The sequence below is a fragment of the Micromonospora sp. 050-3 genome, assembly GCF_046549335.1.
GTDB lineage: Bacteria > Actinomycetota > Actinomycetes > Mycobacteriales > Micromonosporaceae > Micromonospora > Micromonospora trifolii.
In genome coordinates this window covers 1118980-1138618 of sequence record NZ_JAJPVX010000001.1, presented here as the reverse complement: position 1 = coordinate 1138618, position 19639 = coordinate 1118980, and the positions used below count along the sequence as shown (strand labels likewise).

18 protein-coding genes are annotated in these 19639 nt (G+C 70.8%); 2 read left to right on the top strand and 16 right to left on the bottom strand.

Features of this window, described 5'->3' with window-relative positions:
• Positions 1–47: 47 nt before the first annotated feature.
• Both ACLJOK_RS05335 and ACLJOK_RS05330 read right to left on the bottom strand, forming a co-directional pair.
• Positions 48–1022: a hypothetical protein gene (locus tag ACLJOK_RS05335; RefSeq protein ID WP_410816489.1), complete on the bottom strand. Its 975-nt coding sequence runs from the start codon at positions 1020–1022 to the stop codon at positions 48–50.
• A 40-nt stretch (positions 1023–1062) separates the two neighbouring features.
• Positions 1063–2532: a PLP-dependent aminotransferase family protein gene (locus tag ACLJOK_RS05330; RefSeq protein WP_410816488.1), complete on the bottom strand. Its 1470-nt coding sequence runs from the start codon at positions 2530–2532 to the stop codon at positions 1063–1065.
• Between the two features lie 47 nt (positions 2533–2579).
• On the opposite strand from ACLJOK_RS05330, the gene ACLJOK_RS05325 reads away from it, so the two are divergent.
• Positions 2580–3941, top strand: a complete 1362-nt coding sequence (locus ACLJOK_RS05325; protein WP_410816487.1) for an FAD-binding oxidoreductase — start codon at positions 2580–2582, stop codon at positions 3939–3941.
• On the opposite strand, the gene ACLJOK_RS05320 is transcribed toward ACLJOK_RS05325, so the two are convergent.
• The 13 genes from ACLJOK_RS05320 to ACLJOK_RS05260 form a co-directional block, all read right to left on the bottom strand.
• Positions 3923–4504, bottom strand: coding sequence for a dihydrofolate reductase family protein (locus tag ACLJOK_RS05320; RefSeq protein ID WP_410816486.1), 582 nt, complete (start codon positions 4502–4504; stop codon positions 3923–3925). The genes ACLJOK_RS05325 and ACLJOK_RS05320 overlap by 19 nt on opposite strands.
• 66 nt (positions 4505–4570) lie before the next feature.
• Complete coding sequence (locus tag ACLJOK_RS05315) at positions 4571–5407, bottom strand: helix-turn-helix domain-containing protein (RefSeq protein ID WP_410816485.1); 837 nt, start codon at positions 5405–5407, stop codon at positions 4571–4573.
• A gap of 105 nt (positions 5408–5512) precedes the next feature.
• A complete protein-coding gene (locus tag ACLJOK_RS05310; protein WP_410816483.1) occupies positions 5513–6412 on the bottom strand; it encodes an AraC family transcriptional regulator N-terminal domain-containing protein in 900 nt (299 codons plus the stop codon).
• Positions 6413–6474: 62 nt separating this feature from the next.
• A complete protein-coding gene (locus tag ACLJOK_RS05305; RefSeq protein WP_410816482.1) occupies positions 6475–7233 on the bottom strand; it encodes an SDR family NAD(P)-dependent oxidoreductase in 759 nt (252 codons plus the stop codon).
• Positions 7234–7521: 288 nt separating this feature from the next.
• Entirely contained in the window at positions 7522–8307 is a 786-nt protein-coding gene (locus ACLJOK_RS05300; RefSeq protein ID WP_410816480.1) for a PIG-L deacetylase family protein, read from the bottom strand.
• Positions 8308–8362: 55 nt separating this feature from the next.
• Complete coding sequence (locus tag ACLJOK_RS05295; RefSeq protein ID WP_410816479.1) at positions 8363–9556, bottom strand: glycosyltransferase family 4 protein; 1194 nt, start codon at positions 9554–9556, stop codon at positions 8363–8365.
• Between the two features lie 44 nt (positions 9557–9600).
• The gene (locus tag ACLJOK_RS05290; RefSeq protein WP_410816477.1) at positions 9601–10470 is read right to left on the bottom strand and encodes a sugar phosphate isomerase/epimerase family protein; all 870 of its coding nucleotides are present in this window, start codon (positions 10468–10470) and stop codon (positions 9601–9603) included.
• Positions 10467–11951, bottom strand: a complete 1485-nt coding sequence (locus ACLJOK_RS05285) for a YcaO-like family protein (protein ID WP_410816475.1) — start codon at positions 11949–11951, stop codon at positions 10467–10469. The genes ACLJOK_RS05290 and ACLJOK_RS05285 overlap by 4 nt, the downstream gene beginning before the upstream one ends.
• The gene (locus tag ACLJOK_RS05280) at positions 11948–12775 is read right to left on the bottom strand and encodes an MBL fold metallo-hydrolase (protein WP_410816474.1); all 828 of its coding nucleotides are present in this window, start codon (positions 12773–12775) and stop codon (positions 11948–11950) included. The genes ACLJOK_RS05285 and ACLJOK_RS05280 overlap by 4 nt, the downstream gene beginning before the upstream one ends.
• A gap of 2 nt (positions 12776–12777) precedes the next feature.
• On the bottom strand, positions 12778–13764 hold the full coding sequence (locus ACLJOK_RS05275; RefSeq protein ID WP_410816473.1) for a Gfo/Idh/MocA family protein: 987 nt from the start codon (positions 13762–13764) through the stop codon (positions 12778–12780).
• 3 nt (positions 13765–13767) lie between these two features.
• The gene (locus ACLJOK_RS05270; protein ID WP_410816472.1) at positions 13768–14916 is read right to left on the bottom strand and encodes a class I SAM-dependent methyltransferase; all 1149 of its coding nucleotides are present in this window, start codon (positions 14914–14916) and stop codon (positions 13768–13770) included.
• A complete protein-coding gene (locus tag ACLJOK_RS05265; RefSeq protein WP_410816470.1) occupies positions 14913–15839 on the bottom strand; it encodes an HD domain-containing protein in 927 nt (308 codons plus the stop codon). The genes ACLJOK_RS05270 and ACLJOK_RS05265 overlap by 4 nt, the downstream gene beginning before the upstream one ends.
• A complete protein-coding gene (locus ACLJOK_RS05260) occupies positions 15836–17014 on the bottom strand; it encodes an inositol-3-phosphate synthase (protein WP_410816468.1) in 1179 nt (392 codons plus the stop codon). The genes ACLJOK_RS05265 and ACLJOK_RS05260 overlap by 4 nt, the downstream gene beginning before the upstream one ends.
• Positions 17015–17209: 195 nt before the next feature.
• Between ACLJOK_RS05260 and galE the strand changes: the two genes are divergently transcribed.
• The gene (gene galE / locus ACLJOK_RS05255; protein WP_410816467.1) at positions 17210–18238 is read left to right on the top strand and encodes a UDP-glucose 4-epimerase GalE; all 1029 of its coding nucleotides are present in this window, start codon (positions 17210–17212) and stop codon (positions 18236–18238) included.
• A 40-nt stretch (positions 18239–18278) separates the two neighbouring features.
• Here the strand turns inward: galE and ACLJOK_RS05250 are convergent, their stop codons facing one another.
• Positions 18279–19550, bottom strand: coding sequence for a hypothetical protein (locus tag ACLJOK_RS05250; RefSeq protein WP_410816466.1), 1272 nt, complete (start codon positions 19548–19550; stop codon positions 18279–18281).
• Between the last annotated feature and the right edge of the window lie 89 nt (positions 19551–19639).

Sequence of the window (19639 nt, the reverse complement as noted above, 5' to 3'; positions counted from 1 at the left end):
ACGGGCCGGACGGACCAATCAGGACAGAACGAGGGACAACGCCTCGACTACCGGCTTCGGTGGTCGACGACCCACGTCGGCGGCGCCTGGTGCTCTCCATCGGCGGCCAACGTGGACGCTTGCGGCGTCACCGCAGCGGTGCCGACCCGGCGACGCCGGAGCATCCAGCCGAGCAGGAGCAGGAACCCGAGGCCCCCGACCAACGGACCGATGAGGTGCAACGGGACGATGACGACCGTGGCCTGCGCACTCCCCGAACGGCCGTCTGGGTTCGACACCGCGACGGTCACCCGACAGACGCAGACCAGGGGTGGATCCTCCCACCGGGCGCTGACCTGTCGGCTGCCGTCCCGAAGCAGGGTGAAGTCGGGAAACGTCACGTCCTCCCCCGCCACCCGGGCCCGCAACCGGTCGGCGGCGACGAAGTCGCGATGGAGGGTGCCGACATTGCGTACCGTCGCGGTTAGCGCCAGCGGACCACTCAGCGCGAAACCGGGCGCATCGACCTCGGCGACCTGCACCGACTCGATCGCGTCGCCCGGCACCGTGACGTAGACCGGCGCTCCGACACTGCGGCGGATGGTCATCCCGGGTGCATCGGCCGGCGGTGGCGCCGAGAAGATCACCGCGACCTGATGCTCGCCGGGCTCGGCGTTCGGCGGCACCGCGATCCGGAGGTCCACCAGTTCGGTCGCACCGGGGGCCAGCCGAAAACGCTTCGGGTCCAGCGTGACCCAGTCGATCGCCGTGTGTGCCGCGTCCGAACGGAACGTCAACTCTCCGGTGGGGTCCACCGCGAAACTCGCCGTTCGCATCGACACGTCGATCGCCGATCGACCCCGGTTGCTCACGGTGAACTGCCGCGGCCGCCCAATCTCGGCGGCTGGTACGACCATCCGACTGGGGCTGACACTCAGTGAGAAGTCCGACTGGTCCGGCGGAACGGTGTTCGTCGACACGATCGGTGTCAATGCCAGCAGCACCAGCAGCACGGCACCTGAAATGTGAGGCAAAATCGACACCTGTTCAGGGTGGTTTGAGATGAAGTATGGGGGTTTTATCCTAACTGGAACTCACCGCCGCCATCCACGATTGCCCTGACAAATGCCCTGCAACTGGGTGCGTACGGACCTCTGCGACCGCGTCGGCAAGGGCTTCCACTCCGTCGGTGATGGAGCGTTCGGTGAGGGTGGCGTAGCCGAAGATCAGCCCACCGGGTCCGGCAGGGCTCAGTCGGTACCGGGAGACGCCCTGCACGACCAGTCCGCGCCGGGCGGCGCCAGCCACGACCGAGGCCTCGTCGAGGTCGTGCGGGAGCCAGGTCACGACGTGTTGGCCCGCCGCGACACCGACCGGTTCCAGTTCCGGCAGCCGTGCGCGCAGCGCGGCCAGGAGTGCGTCGCGGCGGCGGCGGTAGACCGGGCGCATGCGCCGTAGGTGCCTGTCGAATTCGCCGCGGGTGAGGAAGTCGGCGAAGGTGAGTTGGTCGATGACGGGAGAGCCGCGGTCGGCCCGTACCTTCGCCGCCGTTATGTCGTCGACCAGGTGTGACGGCGCAAGCAGCCACCCGAGGCGCAGCCCTGGCGCGAGGGTCTTGCTCGCGGTGCCGCAGTAGACGACGGCGTCGGGCGCCAACCCCTGCATGGCGCCGACGGGCGAGCGGTCGTAGCGGTACTCCGCGTCGTAGTCGTCCTCGATCACCACTGCGCCGCGACGCTGCGCCCAGCCGATGACCCGGGCCCGCGCGGTGGCCGACAGGACGCCGCCGGTGGGCCACTGGTGCGAGGGCGTCAGCACGACGGCGTCCGCGTCGGTCTGTTCGAGCTCCTCGACGAGAATGCCGTCTGGCCCGACCGGGACCCCGATCACGTCCAGGCCGACGGCGGCCGCGACGAGGCGGGCGTCATCGTCGGCGGACGGGTCCTCGACGGCCACCCTGCGCGCGCCGCGCGCCGCGAGCACCTGGAGTATCAGCGCGACGCCTTGACCGTAGCCACTGCAGATCACGACGTTCTCCGGTCGGGCCGACGTGCCGCGGACCCGGCTGAGGTAGTCGATCAGGGCTGCGTGCAGTTCGGGTACGCCACGCCCGTCGAGGTAGGCGAAGCGTTCGTTCGGCGTGGTGGTGAGGACCGTTCGCACCGAACGCAGCCAGGCGGCCCGAGGGAATGACGACACGTCGGTGCGGCCGTACCCGAAGTCGATCCGGGCCGCCGGTCGATCCCCGCCGCGCCGACCCGCCGACGGCGGGACCGGCTCGACCGCGACCCGGGTGTAGCCGCCCGCCCGACTGGTGAGGTAGCCCTCGGCGACGAGTTGCTGGTAGGCCTCGACCACGACGCCGCGGGAGACTCCCAGATCGGCTGCGATGGTGCGGGTGGGCGGCAGGGACGTTCCCAGACGCCACCGGCCGGCCCGGATGCTGTCCCGGATCGAGGCGGCAATCTGCCGGTGCAGCGGTTCGGCAGCGGACCGGTCGACATGGATGAGCAGGTCCTCCGCAGTGCTCGAATTGGTCCTGATTCGGCCCATGAAATCGGACCTTACCGGGTGTACCGATTTCCGTCAGGCTCCGATGTATGACAACTACCAGTCCCCACTTCGACGGCCGCCTCCTCACCCCGGGTAGTCCGGGTTACGACGCGGCCCGCACCGTCTGGAACGCCATGATCGACCGGCACCCGCGGATGATCGTGCAGGCCGCGAGCGTCACCGACGTGGTGGCCGCGGTGCGCCTGGCCCGCGAACTCGACCTGGAGATCGGGGTACGCAGCGGCGGGCACAACGTGGCCGGCCACGCCGTCCCCGCGAACGGCCTGATGATCGACCTGACCCCGTTGAACGGCGTTCGGGTCGACGCGATCCGACGACGCGCCCGGGTCCAGGGCGGCGCGCTGCTCGGCGCACTCGACCGGGCGTCGCAGCCGTACGGCCTCGCCACGACCGCGGGTAACGTCTCGCACACCGGCGTCGGCGGCCTGACCCTCGGCGGCGGCATGGGCTGGCTCGCCCGCCAACACGGGTTGGCCTGCGACAACGTCGTCTCCTACACGATGGTCACCGCGGACGGGCAGGTGGTGACCGCGAGGCGAACCGAGAACCCCGACCTCTACTGGGGCCTGCGCGGCGGGGGCGGCAACTTCGGCATCGTCACCGACTTCGAATTCCAACTGCACCACACCGGAACGCAGACCCTGGTCGCCGAGTTCGACTTCCGCGCCGAGGACGCCGTACCGGTGCTCGAAGGCTGGCGGGACCTCAACGCCGTCGCGCCGAGGCAGGCGACCTTCACCGCCGATGTCCAGAGCACGGCCAGCGGCCCAATCGCCACCGTCGGCTTCGTATGGGTCGGCGACCCGGCACAGGGTCACCGGTTGCTGCCGGCGATGCGCGCGCTCGGGCGCCCGATCGCTGAGCGGGTCACCACCCCCTCATACCTGCAACTGCAGCAACGCGACGACACCGTCGGCGGCCACGCTTACCGCCGGTACTCCAGCGCGCACTACCTGCGGCGGTTCCCCACTGCCGCGATCGAGGCGTTCCTGTTGCGCGGCGCATCGGACCTGCACACCGGCGCCCACCTGGCCAACGTCGGCCTGCAGGCGCACGGCGGCGCCATCGCCGACGTCGCGGACGCCGACGCCGCGTTCAGCTACCGCGGCACCATGTTCGAGTTCGGCGCCGGCTCCCGCTGGACCGAGCCGTCCGAAGACGACATCCGGATGGCAGCGGCTCGCGGTGCGGGAGCCGCGCTCGACCCGTACGCCGACGGTGTCTACGTCAACTCAATCGCCGCCGACGAGGGGCAACGCGGGGTACGCCGCGCATACCCGGCCGCCAAGCTCGCCAGGCTCACCGCACTCAAGACGATTTGGGACCCGCACAACGTGTTCCACCTCAACCACAACATCCGGGCGAAAGGTCAACGGCGTACCCGATAGCGCAGGTGAAGCACCCGATTGCCCTGAATCACCACGTCAGGGTCCTCCAACAGGTGCTGCGCCTGGACCGACCCGAAGTAGCGCTTGCCGGACCCGAACACGACGGGTACGACGTCCATGCGCACCTCGTCGACCAGTCCCGCGGCAAGCGCCTGGCCACCGACGTCGCCAGCGGCGACCTCGACGATGCGGTCACCCGCGAGCTCCTGCGCCTTGGCCACGGCTGCCTCGACGCCGTCGACGAAGTGAAACGGCGCCTCTGGGTCCCACCCCTCGGGCTGCGGCCGGTGCGTCACGACGACCGCGTGGTCGACCCCGCCCGGAGGCTTCCCGTCCCAGCCGTCCGTCATGTCGAAGACGTGGCGGCCGGCGATGGTGACGCCGATCTCGTCCCAGTACGACCGGGTGTAGTCGTAGGACGTTCGCGACACCTTCAACTCGCCGCTCTCGTCCAACGGCACGTCCCCGCTGGACAGCCAGTCGAACAGCGGTCCGGGTTGGTCATTCTCGTCCGCGATGAAGCCGTCCACCGACACCGAGCTGTACATGACCACCTTGCCCACGGGGCTCTCCTCTGCTTGGGGGTGCCCCCAAGTTAGCGTGTCGTGAGCTGTCGCTCTTGTAAGAAATCAATCGGCTGGCAGCGGCCAACTGTCCAGCACGTGGCCGGGATGTTCGCGCAGGAACCGCCGCCGGACTTCGAGGTACCGGGTCGGCGTGAGCCCGGTGAACGCCCGGAACTCGTGGCCGAAGTGGGCCTGGTCGAAGTAGCCCGCGCCACCGGCTAGGTCACCCCAGTCGATCGGTCCGGCGGGGTCGATCGAGAGCACTGTGGCCGCGAAGCGGTAGGTGCGGGCCAGCCGCTTCGGCGTGACGCCGATGAGCTCCTTGAACCGCTGCGCCAGGTGAGTGCTGCTGACACCGGCCGAAGTCGTCAGGTCGCCGATCGCCACCGTCCCACCGGTCGCCGCGATGACGCTGCTCGCATGGCGGACCAGCCCCAGACCCGCGGTCTCGCACAGCCGTCGCGTCAGCTCCTCCTCGAGCAGCGTCAGCATCTCGTACGGCCCGGTCGCCGTCGCCAGCCGGTCCCGCAGCTCAGCAATGGCGGGTTGGCCCCAAATCTGCTCCACCGTGACCGGCCGGTCGCACAGCTCGGCCGCGGGCATCGGCAGGAACGGCGCCAGGCCCCACGGCTTGAAGTGCACGCCGACGGACCGGGTCCGGAGTGGGTAGCCGAACTCCCACGCGCGGGTGGGCATGGTGACCACGCAGCCGTCGGCGTACTCGGCCGCCTCGATGTCGGCGCCGGCGCGGATGCGGAACGGCGCACCGAGGTTGACGATGAGCAACGCCGACGGCGGCGGCAGCGTCAACCGGGCGTACGGCGGCGCACCCTCCAGGTAGTAGAGGTCGTCGATCAGCCCGTCCAGCGGCGGTCGCGGCACTCTGGACACGTACTCCACGCCCAGAGTATCGCCGGCATCGCGGCCGGGATGGTCCAGCCACGCTGCCCCGCCCGCAGTGGGAATTGGACCGTTCTACTGCCGTCCCGGCAGACCGGCTCAAGCTCAGGGCAGCGCAGTGACGAGGTCCGCTGGCGGAGTGCGGAGTTGGGTGTCCTTGCTGGGTGGTGTGCCGAACATGCGGCGGTATTCACGGCTGAACTGGGAAGGGCTGTCGTAGCCGACGCTGAGGCCCACACCGGTGATGTCGGAGGGGCGACTGGCGAGCAGGAGCCGGGCTTCTTGCAGACGGATGCGTTTCTGGAACTGGATGGGGCTCATCCCGGTGACGGTCTGGAAGTTGCGGTGGAACGCGGAGACACTCATGCGGGCGATTTCCGCCAGGTCCTCCACGCGAAAGGCGTTGGCATAGTTCTCCCGGATCTGACGCACGGCGCGGCTGATGTGGGCCAGTCCGCTGTCGGCGAGACCGAGTTGGCGGATGGCGACTCCCTGCTCACCGCGCAGGAGATGCCAGAGGATCTCCCGCTTGACCATGGGAGCGAGGATCTTGCGGTCCGCGGGCTGCTCCAGCAGCCGCAGCAGGCGCACGATGGCGTCCAGCAGTGACGGCGAGGCCGTGGAGACGGCAATGCCGGGTGATGCGGCGCGTGGGGTGGCTGGCAGGTCTCGGGGATCGGCTTCCAGGAGCAACTCAGCAAGGGCTGAGGGAGCGAGAGTCATGCCGAAGCCGAGGGTGGGCTGCCCGGTGTCCAGGACATGGCCGGTGACGGGCAGGTCGGCGGAGGCGATCAGGTATTCGCCGGGCCCATACTCGTAGAGGCGCTCGCCCAGGGCGAGGCGTTTGCCGCCCTGGGCGATGACTGCGAGCACGGTCCCGGACATCCCGGCCGCCGAAGCATTCGGATGGTTGAACTTGCATACCCGGATGCCCTCGATCGCCGTGCTCATGTCGGGCCGCGCGTGCCGGTTGAGGAGCTCACGCATCTCATCCAGGGCAGACATGGAAGCCATTCTTGTACAAACCTCCATACGGGGTTGCTGGCCCGGCAGGATTGGGCACACATTCAGAGGTTCTGACCTCCGGAGACTTCGATGTCCTGCGCGGTGATCCACCGGCCTTCCTCGGAGACCAACATGGCGATGACCATGCCGATGTCGTCGGGCTCACCCACGCGGCCGAGAGTGAAGGTCTTGGCCAGTTCCGGGATGATCTGCGGGTTCTTGCTGAATGCGTCGTCGGCGAAGCGGGTGACTGTGGCTCCCGGTGCGACCGAGTTCACGCGGATGCCGCGGGGACCGAACTCCTTGGCCATGTAGCGGGTGAGCACTGCCACGGCGCCCTTGAGAGCCGCGTAGACGGAGTATCCCGGCGCGGTCACCTGGGGCAGCGTGGAGTTGCTGGTCAGGTTGACGATGGCGCCGTTGTCGGCGAGGAGCGGCAGCAGGGCCTGGGTGAGGAAGAAGGGCCCCTTGAACAGGCCGTCCGTGAGCCGGTCGAATTCCTCCTCCCGGGTGTCCTCGATCATCGCCATGCCGGCGAATCCGGCGTTGTTGACCAGGTGGTCGAAGGAGTCCCGCTGGAAGGTCTCGCGCAGCACCTGCGCAACGGCCTCCCGGAAGCTGGTGAATCCCGCCGTGTCGCCGAGATCCAGGTGCAGCGCGGCGGCAGTGCCACCCTGCTGCTCGATCCGCGCGACGGTGTCCTTGGCGCCCTGCTCGTTGGAGCTGTAGGTCAGGATGACGCCGGTACCGCGCCGGGCGATCTGCACGGCGGCGCTCTGGCCGATGCCGGAGCTTGCACCGGTGACGACGGCTACCTTCATGGTGGGCCTCCTGGGCCTCGAGGATTCGTCGGAATCCGTGGGAAATGTGTCTCTTCCAGGAGACCGCTGTGCTGGGCCCGCGAAAAGAACGATCCTCTTCGCCTCTTGCCCAATCCTCTTCGCCGCGCAGTGCCTGCGCGTGAGCAGTCCGCGGGGTACGCCTCGCCCTTCCGCAACTAGCTGCGGAGCATCCAGGAGACCGGCGCTGCAACCAGCCAGTGCGCGGACGCTCAGTCGCAGTGACGGTCCTTCAGTGACTCCCGCTTCGAGGCTGACGGCGCATGTCCATCAAGCGGACCCCGGCGATACCGCGCTGATCAACCGGAGACGGTCCACCCTCCCGCGAAACGCCTCGACCGCGCCCGGCAGGCCCAACCTGGCAGCCTCCTCGGCGGCGAGGTTCCGCAGCAGCGGAGCCACCCCAATCTGACCGAACTGGAACCCGAGTTGGCTGTGATAGCTGGTGGCGGCCGCCACCTTACTGGCCAGATGATCGCTGATGTCGGCGCCCGCCTCCTCGACACCGTCGGGCACGCAGCGCCACGGTGACGCAGTTGGCTGCCGACTGACGTACGGCACGTCGCGCCACCACAGGCCGTCCGGCCTGAGCGCGGCGACCGTCTCGGTGACGACGCGATGGTCGGCGTGGTCACCGAGGGCCTGCGGCGCGAGGATCACGTCGGCGTCCGCCAGATGCGGACGCAGCGCCGGTACGAGGGCCGCTGCCGCCCGGTCATCGGCTCGGACACCGGCGAAGAGCGCGGCCGGGTCGGGATAACCGCGGTGCGGCGCCTCAGGTAGTGGCAGGTGTACCGGCTGCACCCCGAGCACCGCACAGGCTGCTTCGTCCTCCGCCCGGCGCAGCGCCATGTAGTCGACGTCGCCCGCGATCCCCTTGTCGAGCTGGCAGGCCAGGGCGAACGGTGACAGGTTTGGCACGCTGGCGGTGAAGCAGGTGACCACTCGTACCGTCCAACCCGTCGCGGCCAGCGCTGCGAGGGTGCCGCCGACGGAGAACACCGCGTCGTCCAGGTGCGGGCTGACCGCCACCGCGACCCCGGGGCGCGTCGTCACCGGCGGTCCGTCGTTCGGGACTGCGGGGCTCGCGCACCCGGCTTGATCCTCGCGCTCACAGCAGGTGCGGTGCCGCGCGGAAGCGACAGCTCGAATCGACCGGCGGGTCAGGGATCTCCGGTATGGGTGCGGCCAACCCGTTGTAGACGGCGGTGATCCGACCTGCGATCACCGGCCAGCTCCACTGCTGCTCGACGTCACTGCGGGCCTGCCCGGCGAGGCTACGGCGCAGCGCCGGGTCGTTGAGCAGGCGGCGGACGGCCGCCGCCAGGGCCGCGGGATCGCCGGCCGGCACCAGCAGACCGTTCTCCTCCGGACGCACGCAGTCGCGGACGCCGACCACGTCGGTGGAGATGACCGGCAGGCCGCTGGCCATCGCCTCCAGGATGGTGTTGGAAAAGCCCTCCGCGTAGGTGGGACTGACGAAGATCTCTCCCCGCGCGTACACCTCGTGGGCCTGCTCGTACGGCACCGCGCCGAGCATTTCGACGATGTCAACGAGGCCCAACTCGGTGATCCGGGTCTCGACGGTGCCCAGGTCGGGGCCGATGCCCGAGAGCAGCAGACGCACCGGAACCGCTTCCGCACGGAGCTTGGCGACCGCGTCGAGCAGGTCGAGCACGCCCTTCCGCGCGTCGACCCGGCCGTGGTACAGCAGCACTGCCGGGTCCGAGACCCGACCGGGGGACGCGACCGGCACGAATCGTTCGGTGTCGGTGGCGCCGGGTACGACGGTGAAGCGGGTCGGATCGAGGTCGTGCCGCTGGCTGACCTCGGCGGCGAACGACGGCGACCCGATCAGCAGTGCCGGCGCGTGCGCGAAGACCGCCCGCACCAGGTGACGGTGTGTGGCGCAGCAGGTGCCGACCCAGTGACCGTCGCCACCCTGCACGGAGACCACGGCGGGAAGTCCGGCCGCCCGGGCAGCACGGAGCACCGCAAGCCCGTTGGGGTACGCGTACTGCGCGTGCAGTACGTCGAAGGGTCGGCGGGCGTGCAGCCGCAGCACGGTGTCGGTCATCTCCGCGACGTCCGCCTCGAAGTCCGCCGGCTCGCCCCGGCCCACGGCCTGTTCCCCGCGCGCCTCCAATGCGTGCACCTCGACGCCGGCAGGCACCCGCTCCGGCGGTGGTGGGCCGCCGCCGTAGACGGCGCGGCCCGCAGTGTCGCCCCGGTACTGGGACACCAGGGTGGGCTCGTGGCCGGCGCGGACCAGGTGCCGTAGCAGGTTCTCGGCGTACGCGCTCATCCCCGAAACTGCCGGCCAGTATCGGCGCGACACAAAGCAGATCCTCATCGGACAGCGACCTTCAACTCGGCGGATGTGCGGGGCTGCTGCTCGGCGTGGCGCAGCGCGGCCAGTGCGGCAGGCACCAGGCTGTCGGCCCGATGTGCGTCCCGGGAGAGTTCGAGGCTGACCAGACCCGGATAGCCTGCCTCGGTCAGCGCGCCGAGCACCGCTGGAAAGTCCAGATCGCCCTCGCCGGGGGCGCGATGCTCGTGCCGGCCTCGGGGCATGTCCTCGATGGCAACCGTGCCCAGACTGGTCGCGAAGGCGCGCACCGCGGCGGCCGGGTCGTACCGGCCGGACACGAGGCAGTGGCCGGTGTCCAGGGCCAGTGTGAGGCCGGGGACCTCGGCCGCGAGCCGGGCCCAGTCGTCGCAGTCGTCGACCAGCATCCCCGGCTCGGGCTCGAAGGCGCACGTCATGCCGTGCCGGCCGGCGTACTCGACGACGTCGCGGACGCCGGCGACGAGCCAGTGCCAGGTGTGGTCACGGTCGGTGCCGGGCTCGGGTACGCCGGCCCAGAACGACACCGCCTCGCTGCCCAGTTCGACAGCGACGTCCACGCAGAGGCGCAGGAAGTCGCGCCGCCGCGTCCGGTCGTCCTCGCCCGGCGAGATCAGTGTCGGATGGTGTTTGCGCCGCGGGTCGAGCAGGAACCGCGCACCGCTCTCCACCACGCTCGCGAGGCCGAGCGCGTCGAGGCGGCGGGCCAGCCGGCGGGTGCGCCCGGCGAGGTCGGGCGCGTACGGGTCGTGGTGGGCCACGTCGAGAGTGAGAGCGACGCCGTCGTAGCCGCAGTCGGCGAGCAGGGCGAGTGCGTCGTCGAGGCGGTGCGACGTCATCCCATTGGTGTTGTAGGCGTATCGCAGGCTCATGTCTGACTCCGGGCGACGACGTGCCGGCTCGGTTCGCGGTAGAGCGGATAGAGCGGGCCGATCGTCCGGGCGACCAGGCTCAGGTCGAGCCAGGCATCGCCACCCAGCCGCTCCCGGCCGGCCGGGTCGAGGACCACCGGTGCGGCACCGCCGTGCGGGGGCACCCCGAGCCCTACCAGCGGCGAGTCCTTCTCCATCAGGCGCTCGACCCCACGCGCCGCGATGCGCCCGTACGACATGGTTTCCGCCTCGAGCCCAGGCACGATCACCTTGACCGCCACCGCCCCGTCGCCGGGTGCGACGATCACCAACACGTCGAACTCGGCGAGCCGGTGCAGCAGGTCCGCCAGCAGTGCGCTCGGGTCGTCGAGGCTTCCGGGCGTGACGGTGGGCAACGCGGTGAAGGGCACTGTGCTGCGCTGGGCCAGCACCACGGGTTCCAGCAGGGCACGTAGTTGCCCGCCGTCGAGGTGTGTCCACTCGCGCATCGCCGTCAGCGCACGGGTCTCCTGTGATTCGGCCGGTCGGGCGAACTCGCGCCGCCAGTACGCCTCCGGCGTGAACCGCCGCAGCGCTTCCAACGGCCCATGGGAGAAGACCTTGCGGGAGCGGGATGAGACGTACTCCAGCAGCGCCTTGCGCAGTGCGGTCTCCCGGTCCGGGTGGGCGGCCTCCCCGCAGGCGGTGACCGCCAGCGGCGGGGTTTCCGGCTCCCGGTCAATGCCGACGACGTGCACGTCGACCAGCCCGAAAGCGGTAGAGGCGAGCTTCGGTACCACGTCGATGTGGGCGGCCCGCAGCAGGTCCAGGGTGGCTCGGGTCACCGGGTCCCGGACCTCGTCGAGGTCGATCACCACGCCGGCGTCCATGGCCCGGAAAGCTGTGGTGTTGCCGTCGCGTTGCAGGAGTTCCAGGAGGCCGTGTGCGACGGCCCGTTCGACGGTGTCGCCGGCGCCCGACCCGTTGGTGATAACTGTGACGAGCCGCTCGGCCGGGTCCTGCCAGGGCAGGTCCTCGCTCGCGGAACCGCAGAACTCCGCAGGCACCAGCACCGACTCGCCGGTACGCCACCGTACTGTGGGCAGCCAGGAGCGGGGCTGGTCGTCGTCGACAGTGGTGCCGGCGGGCAGCACCAGCGACCGGGGATCCACGACACCGTCGGCGCCCAGCTCGATGCGAAGCTGCGCGTACGAGGCCCGCCGGGGAACCATGGCCCGTAGCTGTCCGTGCAGCAACAGGGCCTCCGCCAGCTCCCCGTACGCGCCGGTGCGCGCCTGCTCGAGGGTGGCGCCGTAACCCATGGCGGCGGCCCGGGGCCAGCCGTCGCCGAGGTGATCGGCGGAGACGACCGGCAGACCGAGCCGGTCCAGCTTGGAGACGTCGAAATCACCAACCTCGCCGGCTGGCAGGGCAGCGGCGAGCCGGTCGACGACCGAGGTCGCCAAGATGGTGGGGGTACGCGGTTCAGCGGCTCGGGTCACGTCAGCTCCTCGATCGGTATGGGTCCGGCCGTCGGCTGCCCCCGCAACTGCCGGTCGAACAGGGCGAGCACCTGCCGGTGAGAGACCGGCGCGGCGTACTCGAAGGGTGTGGCGACCGCGTCGAAGTCGAGCGTCTCGACCAGGTCGCGGGCCTGCCGCACCTCGGCGTGTGAGAGCGGGATCTGGGCGTGGAAGGCCTTGTGGCAGGAGAGGCCGATCGGTGTCTCGCCGGCCAACTCCACCTTGATCAGGTCACCGACGAACAGAATTCCGCGGTGCTCGTCGTGCAGCACGCTGTGGCCGGGAAAGTGGCCGCCGCTTCGGTACATCACCAGGCCGGGTGCGAGCAGGTGCCGATCGTCGGTTGGCCAGGTCACCTGGAACGCCTTGGTCCAGACGAGATCGTCGACCCCGATCGCGAGCACCGGCGGGGCCAGTTCGTCCTGCAGCTGCCACAGAGCGCCGTACCCGTGCACGTGGCTCGCCCCGAGCGCGACCAGACCACCGCGGGCGCGCAGGTCGGCGAGAGCATCGGCGGGGTACCAGCCGGCCGCCTCCCAACCGACCAGACCGGCGTCGGTCTCGATCACCCAGCCGGTGGTGCCGAGCCCGAGCTGCGGCTCGCACCAGTAGCCGGTGACGCCGGGAGCGACAACTGTCGAGCGTGCCTGCCGTCCGACCGCCACCTCCTCGGCGGAGATGAACTGCCAGCCGTCCTCGGGCAGCGCGTTGCGCACGTCCGTGCAGACCGGACAGGACGGCGGGGACGCGAACCAGCGTTGCCAGTGGCCGCAGTTCGCGCAGGCGTACGGGCGGAGGGGCACTGTCAGCTCCTCTCCGCGGCGGTGCACAGCAGCTCGTGCAGGCGCAGGTCCCGGTCCAGAGGCCACTGCCAACCGCCTTCGCGTACGGCGGCGGAGAAGGCGCGCACCTGACCGGTGAACGGAGTCATGCCAACGTCGAACGGCACCTCGGTGGCCGCCCCGGTCGTGGCGTCGAGCCGGGTCAGTGTGCCGCCGGCGCTCTGACCCAGTGTGTCCACGGCGACAAGTTGCGCGTCGGTGCCGACCACCTCCAGTCGGCGCCGAGGAAGCGGATCGGCGGTGTTGAACGACACGTGTGCCTGGACCAGCACCCCACCGCCGGTCACGCCGGCCAACAGCGCTCCGTCGTCCACCGGGTAGGGATGCACCCGCCGCTGGGTCCGCACGGTCAGCTCGACCAGGTCGTCGCCGAGCAGCACACCGACCAGGTCGACGCCGTGCGGGGCCAGGTCCACCAGGGCCCCGCCACCGGAGCGGGCCGGGTCGATCCGCCAGTTGTCGTGCGGTCGGCCGTCCGGACTCCACCGCTCGGGCAGCCAACAGCCATAGACGATCCGGATCGCGGTCACCGTGCCGAGCTCACCAGCCGCGACCATCTCGGCGATGCGCTGGTGAGCGGGGTGGAACCGCTGGTCGAAGGCAGCCCCGGCGAGGGCGCCGCCGGCCGCGTCGACCAGTCGACGGGCGTCCGGCACAGTCGCCGCCAAGGGCTTCTCGCACAGCACCGGCAGCCCCGCCTTGGCCACCGCCGCCACCACGTCGGCGTGGGTGTGGTTGGGGGTTGCGACGTGTACCGCCTCGACCTCCGGATGATCGAGCAGCTTGTGCAGGTCGGTCGTGGCCACCCGATCCGGGGCGAGCCCACGGGCGGCGGCCGGATCCGGGTCGCAGGCGGCGACGAGCCGGTGCCCGGCCGCGCGGATCGCCGGGGCGACGTGGTCACGGGCGACCCAGCCGCAGCCGACCACACCCCACCCGACCGGTTTCATCACTCACCACCGCTCGGGCAGGTCAAGCAGGAGGCGACGTCGCACCGCGTCCGGGCCCAGATCCGTCGGCCAACGCTCCGGCAGGTACGCGGCGGCCCGGTCGCCGTACTCGGCTGCCCACCGCTGGTCGGGCCAGCGGCGGACCCCGTCGGTGTAGAGCGGGTTGGGTCTCAGCGGGCTCGCCGGCGCGGGCCGCAGCAGGGCCGCGTCGGCCGGTGCGTCGCCCGCGTCCCGGGCCAGGCCGACAGCCTCGGTGCCGATCAGCGCGGCGGGGTCGGCCGGAGCGGGCAGCCGCCCGGCCGCCGTCGCCGCTGTCAGTTCTTCCTCGGCGTACGCGTTGGCACCCGGCAGCAGAGCCGCCCAGCTGGCGGGTGGCAGCGGTAGCCCGGTCGTGCCGGCGGGGTGCTGTGCGTTGTGCAGGTGACCGAGGAGCACCGCCCCGTCGGGCCCTGCGCAGGCGAGCGCGGCGGCCACCACGGCAGCCTTGTCCGGCAGGAAGTAGAGGGCATCGTGGCAGGCCACGTGGCGAGGCGCCGCCTGAGGTGGTAGCGGCCAGGCCGCGGTCAGGTCGGCGCATACCAGCGCCACCGGCGCGTCGGGCGGCAGCACGAACCGGCGGGCCAGCCAGAGCTTGGCGAAGACCACATCGACGCCGGTCAGATCGCGATGGCCGTGCATGACCAGGTGTCGCAGCAGGTGGCCGGTCCCACAGGCCACGTCGACCACCGGCCGACCGTTGGGCGGATGTGCGGCGGTGAGCGCCAGAGCCGCCAACCAGCTCGGGTCGGACCAGCGGTGCAGGAAGTAGACCCCGACACGGCCGAGACCGAGCAGCTCGACCGCGTCGCGCAGGGTGCTGGCACGTAGGGCCGCACGGAGTTGATCCGCCGGCGGCGCCGGGCCGTCCCACCAGTCGTCGGAGTCGGCGAGCAGTGTCACAGCGGCCAGGTCCGGTTCACCCGCGTCGAGCGCGGCCACCGCCTGCTCCCGCAGATCGTCGCGGTCCGGACGCAGCCAGGGGATGTTTTCCACCACCGGCCAGCGGCGCACTCCGTCAGTGAGGGTGCACGACGTGTCGGCGTGCAGGGGCGCGCCGTCGGGGCCACGCCACCCGGTCGCTGTGGTGGCGGGCACCGCGCGGACGGCGGTCACAGCCCGGCCGCCCGCAGTACGGCCCGTTGGTAGTCCACCACCGGGCCGTCGTGCACGAGCGCCAGGTCCACCAGGGCGTGCTCGACGGTGAACGCGGCGGCGCGGGCGTGATGATGCACCTGAAGCACCCGGTCCAGTACATCCGCGCTGTGAAAGGTCCGTCCGAGTGGCGTGTCGGCGTCCACCCGGAACGCCAACACCGCGTTGACTCGGGCGGCCAGTGGGTTCGGCAACTCGGCCAACTCCCACTCGGTGAGCCGGTCGGTCATCGGCTGCAGGTACGCGCCGAGCAGCAGTTCACCGGCGAAACCCGCGTCGGGTAGCCGGGCGTTGTGCAGGTGGTGGGCCAGGCCGAGCAGGAACGCCTGCGCCGGGTCGGCGCCGGTGTCGTCAGCGAGCAGCGCTCCGTACACGGCGACGGCCCAGCAGTGCTCGGCGTGGTTCTCGGCTGGCTCGACCACCAGGCGTGGCTGTCCCGCGGCGGTGGCGCCGGCGCGAGGCTGACGGCGCAGGGCCGCCACGAACGACGGAACCGGCGCGTCCGGCATGCCTTGGGCAACCAGGTGGGGCAGCGCCGCTCGCACCCGGCGTCCGGTGTCCGGGTGCAACGAGCCGACAAGTTCGTCGACGGCGCGGGCCAGGACGCTCTCCACCTCGGTCTCCGCCAGTCCGCAGGCGGTGAGGGTAGCCGCGTCCATCCCACCGAGGCGGGCCCCGGCCAGCGCGGCGGCGCACTCCCGGTCGGCGACGACCGCAGGGTCGGCGCCGCCGGCGATGGCCGCCCATGCTCGGGAGAACGCCCGTTCGGCCACCGAGCCCTCGGCGTGGGCCACCCGGACCCGCTTGAGGTCGCCGATCTGGCGCAGCGTGGGTGTCACGGCTGCCAGTCGGTCGACCGGCGGTGCCGCCAACGCGGTGGTCATGCCGCCGCGTCCAGCCAGTCCAGCAGTGTCCGCTCCTGCGCGTGCAGCGCGTGTTCGGGGGTCCGGCCGTCCCGGGTCATCGGGGCCTTGAAGAAGTAGCCAAGTTGCTCCTGCGCACCGCTCTCACCGCGGCGGGCAGCCTCCGCCATGAGTCGCGCCAGGTCCAGCACCAGTGGCGCGGCGAGGATCGAGTCCCGGCAGAGGAAGTCCACCTTGAGCTGCATCCGCTGCCCGAGGAAGCCGATCAGGTCGACGTTGTCCCAGGCTTCCTTGGCGTCACCGCGCGGCCGGTAGTAGTCGATCCGGACCACGTGGTCGTCCACGTCGTAACCGAGGATCTGGTTGAGCACCGAACCCTTGGTGTCCAGCTTGCTGGCCAACGACGACGGGTCGTCGAGGATCTGCCCGTCCCGGTTGCCCAGGATGTTCGTCGAGTACCAGCCCTCCACGGTCAACGCCCGGGACCGAAAGGCCGGGGCGAGCACCGTCTTGATCAGCGTTTGCCCGGTCTTGCCGTCCTTGCCAGCCACCGGCACGCTCTCCCGAACGGCCAATTCCAACAGCGCGGGAACGTCGGCCCCCAGGCTGGGCGTGAAGTTCACGTAGGGGCAACCCTCCCGGATCGCCGCGTACGCGTAGAGCAGACCCGGGGTGATGACCGGATCGTCGGCGTCCAGCCCAGCCTCGAACCCGTCAAGACTCTGCAGCACCGGCGACGCCGAATCCGGTCGGGCCTCGGTGGAGGCCAGGTTGACCACCACCACCCGTTGCGCGTCCTGCGCCGACCTGAACCGGCCCAGGTCGGCGCGCAGGTGCGACACCCGCTCGCGCAGCGGCCCGATCGGCACCACGTTCGCTCCGGTGGCGTTGCGGCAGTACGCCGGGTCCGCCACGGCCGGCCAGGGCTGAATCTTCCCCAGCGGCCCCGCGACAGTGTCCAGGTGAGCCGGCTCCACCACGCGGTGCAGGTGTGCCGCCTTGGCCAGGTCGTCCGGAGCCAGGTCCCAACCCCCGAAGACCATCGACTCGTACGGCACCAGATCGGTGCGGTGCGCCAGGGGCAGTCCCGACATGTCCGTCATGCCCAACCGCAACAACTCCACCCCGGCTATCGCAGTGGTCGCGACCGCTCCACCCAGTCCGACCACCGCGACCCCGATGCGCTCCCCCGTCATGCTGCCTCCTGATTCGACCCGCACGTCCGACCCGAGCCGCCGCCTACCCGGCCAGCCGCCAATCAGTCATCAGTCCTTGTCGACGTCCCGGCGGCGCACCGATCGGTCAATTTCCCAGGTCAAGAGCCCTGCGCTGTGAAAAGAATGCAGAAGGGTACGGCGCGCTGCCGAGTTCCGGCCGGGGGAGGTCTGCTCGTGAAGGTGCTGATCGCGGGTGGGGCAGGATTCATCGGGAGTACTGTGGCGTCCGCCCTGATCGACGCGGGCCACACACCGGTGGTGCTGGACAGCCTGGTCACCGGTCGTCGTGAATTCTGCCGGGAGCGGTCCTTCCATCTCGGCGACATCGCGGACGCGGACGGGGTGGACCGGCTGCTGACCCGGCATCCCGACATCGACGCGGTCGTCCACTGCGCGGCCCTGATCGCGGTGCCGGACTCGGTGGCCCGGCCGGTGGACTACTACCGGGCGAACGTCTCCGCCACCCTGGAGTTCGTCGACCGACTGCTCGCGCACGGCGTACACCGGTTGATCTTCAGCTCGTCCGCGGCCATTTACCGGCCGGACGCGGATCTCGGTGTCGACGAGGTGTCGCCACTGCACGCCACCAGCCCGTACGCGCAGACGAAGCTGGTGGTGGAACGGATGCTCGCTGACATCGCGGCCAGCAGCCCACTGAGAGTGCTGTCCCTGCGCTACTTCAATCCAATCGGCGCGGATCCGGCGCTGCGCACCGGGCTCCAGGTCGCCGCGCCCTCGCACGCACTGGGCCGGTTGATGCAGGCGCACCAGACCGGTGTGCCGTTCTCGGTGAACGGCCTGGACTGGCCCACCCGCGACGGTTCGGGGCTGCGTGACTACGTCCACGTCTGGGACCTGGCCGACGCCCACCTTCGGGCGCTGGACCGGTTCGACGACATCTTCGCCGTCGGTGGTGCTCCGCACACCGCCCTCAACCTGGGCAGTGGTACCGGCACGACGGTGTTGGAGCTGGTCGCGGCGTTCAACGCGGTGGTGGACCGTCCGGTTCTGGTCCGTGAGGCACCCCGGCGCCCGGGAGACACCGCTGGCGGCTTCACCCGTAGCCGGCGGGCCTGGGAGGTGCTGGGCTGGAGGGCGCAGCGCGACCTGTCCACCGGGATCGCCGACTCCCTGGCCTGGCACGACCGGCGCGGTCAGGTGCTGGAGGACCTGGCGGCACGCCGTCGGCAACTGGCCGGCTGACTCGACGAGATTGTCTTCTTCGCGCTCCGAAGGTGCCGGGTCAGCCCGCTTGCCCACCGAAGCGCGCCCGGATGTCGCTCGGGTGGGACCCCTTCTGCCAGATCACCGAGAATCGGCCCGTCGTGCTGGACGCCGGCTGCGCGAAGCGCCCGTCGGGGGCCAGGATCTCGGCCGCCCCGAACGCACCGTCCTGCCCCATGGTCCTGGCGTGCACCCGGCTGGTCGAGAAGTCCGGGCTGGGGGCCTGCCAGGTGATGAGGCCGTCGCCGTCGTCGTCCAGGCTGACCTTCGGCCAGTCGCCGGCACCGAGCCTGGTGACCGCGCCGAGGGCGCCGGTGCTGGAGATCGAGCGGGCAAAGACCTGCGTGCCGTCCGAGGTCCAACGGCCCCAGGTCAGCACCGCGTCACCGTCGAGGTCGCCGGCGAGTTCATCGAAGAGGCTCAGCTCGTGGGCGGCCGGCGACACGCTGATGACACTGCCCAAGGTGTCGGTGTGGCCGTAATGCCGCACCCGTAGGCGAGGCGGCTCACCCGCCTTCGACCACCGGTAACTGATCACCGCGTCTCCGTCCCGATCCAGGGCGACCGCAACGCTGGCGTACCTGACGTCGGTGGCCGCCCCAGCGATGGCCCGCACGGCGGAAACCCCCTCCGGGCGGACCCGGCGCGCGACGACCCGCTCGTAGTTCTCCGTCCAGGCGACGAGGGCCATCCCGGTGCGGTCGACGGCCACAACCGGCTGGTCCGCACCGACGCCCAGGGTCAGCTCCGGGCCGAGCAAGCTGTCCGCGCCGAAGTAACGGGCCTTCGTCGTGTACGCGCCGTCGCGGATCTCCGTCCAGGTCACCAGCGCCAGACCCGAGGGGTCCACCGCGACCGCCGGACTGATCGCGTTCCACGTCGCGATCGTGCGCAGCGGGCCCAGCTCGCCGGTGGACGACACCCGGCGGCCCGCCACGAGACCGTCCTGTACCCACACCACCGCGGAATCGCCGTCGTCGTCGGACGCGACCTTGGGCCACGACGCGGACGCGCCGAGCGGCGAGAGCGTCTGGACCGGCCCGAGCAGGCCGTCGACCGAGGCGGTCTGCGCCTTCACCTGGTCGTAACAACCGCTCGTGTTGCTGTCGCAGCCAGCCCAGGCGAGCAGCGAGTCGCCCTGCCGGTCGACAGCGACGAAGGGCTGGTCCTGCCCGCTCCAACCTGCCTCCGACACGACCTGGATCGGGGACCACGTGGCCGCCCGGGCGGGTGCCGGAACGGCGGCCAGTACGGCCAACGCGCCGACCATGCCGGCGGTGAGCTGTCGCATCCGCCGCCGGGTCGCCGATCTGTCTGCTCCGTGCACCGTCGCCCCCTCGATCGATGAACATCCGTGATCCTGGGCATGATGCCATCGAC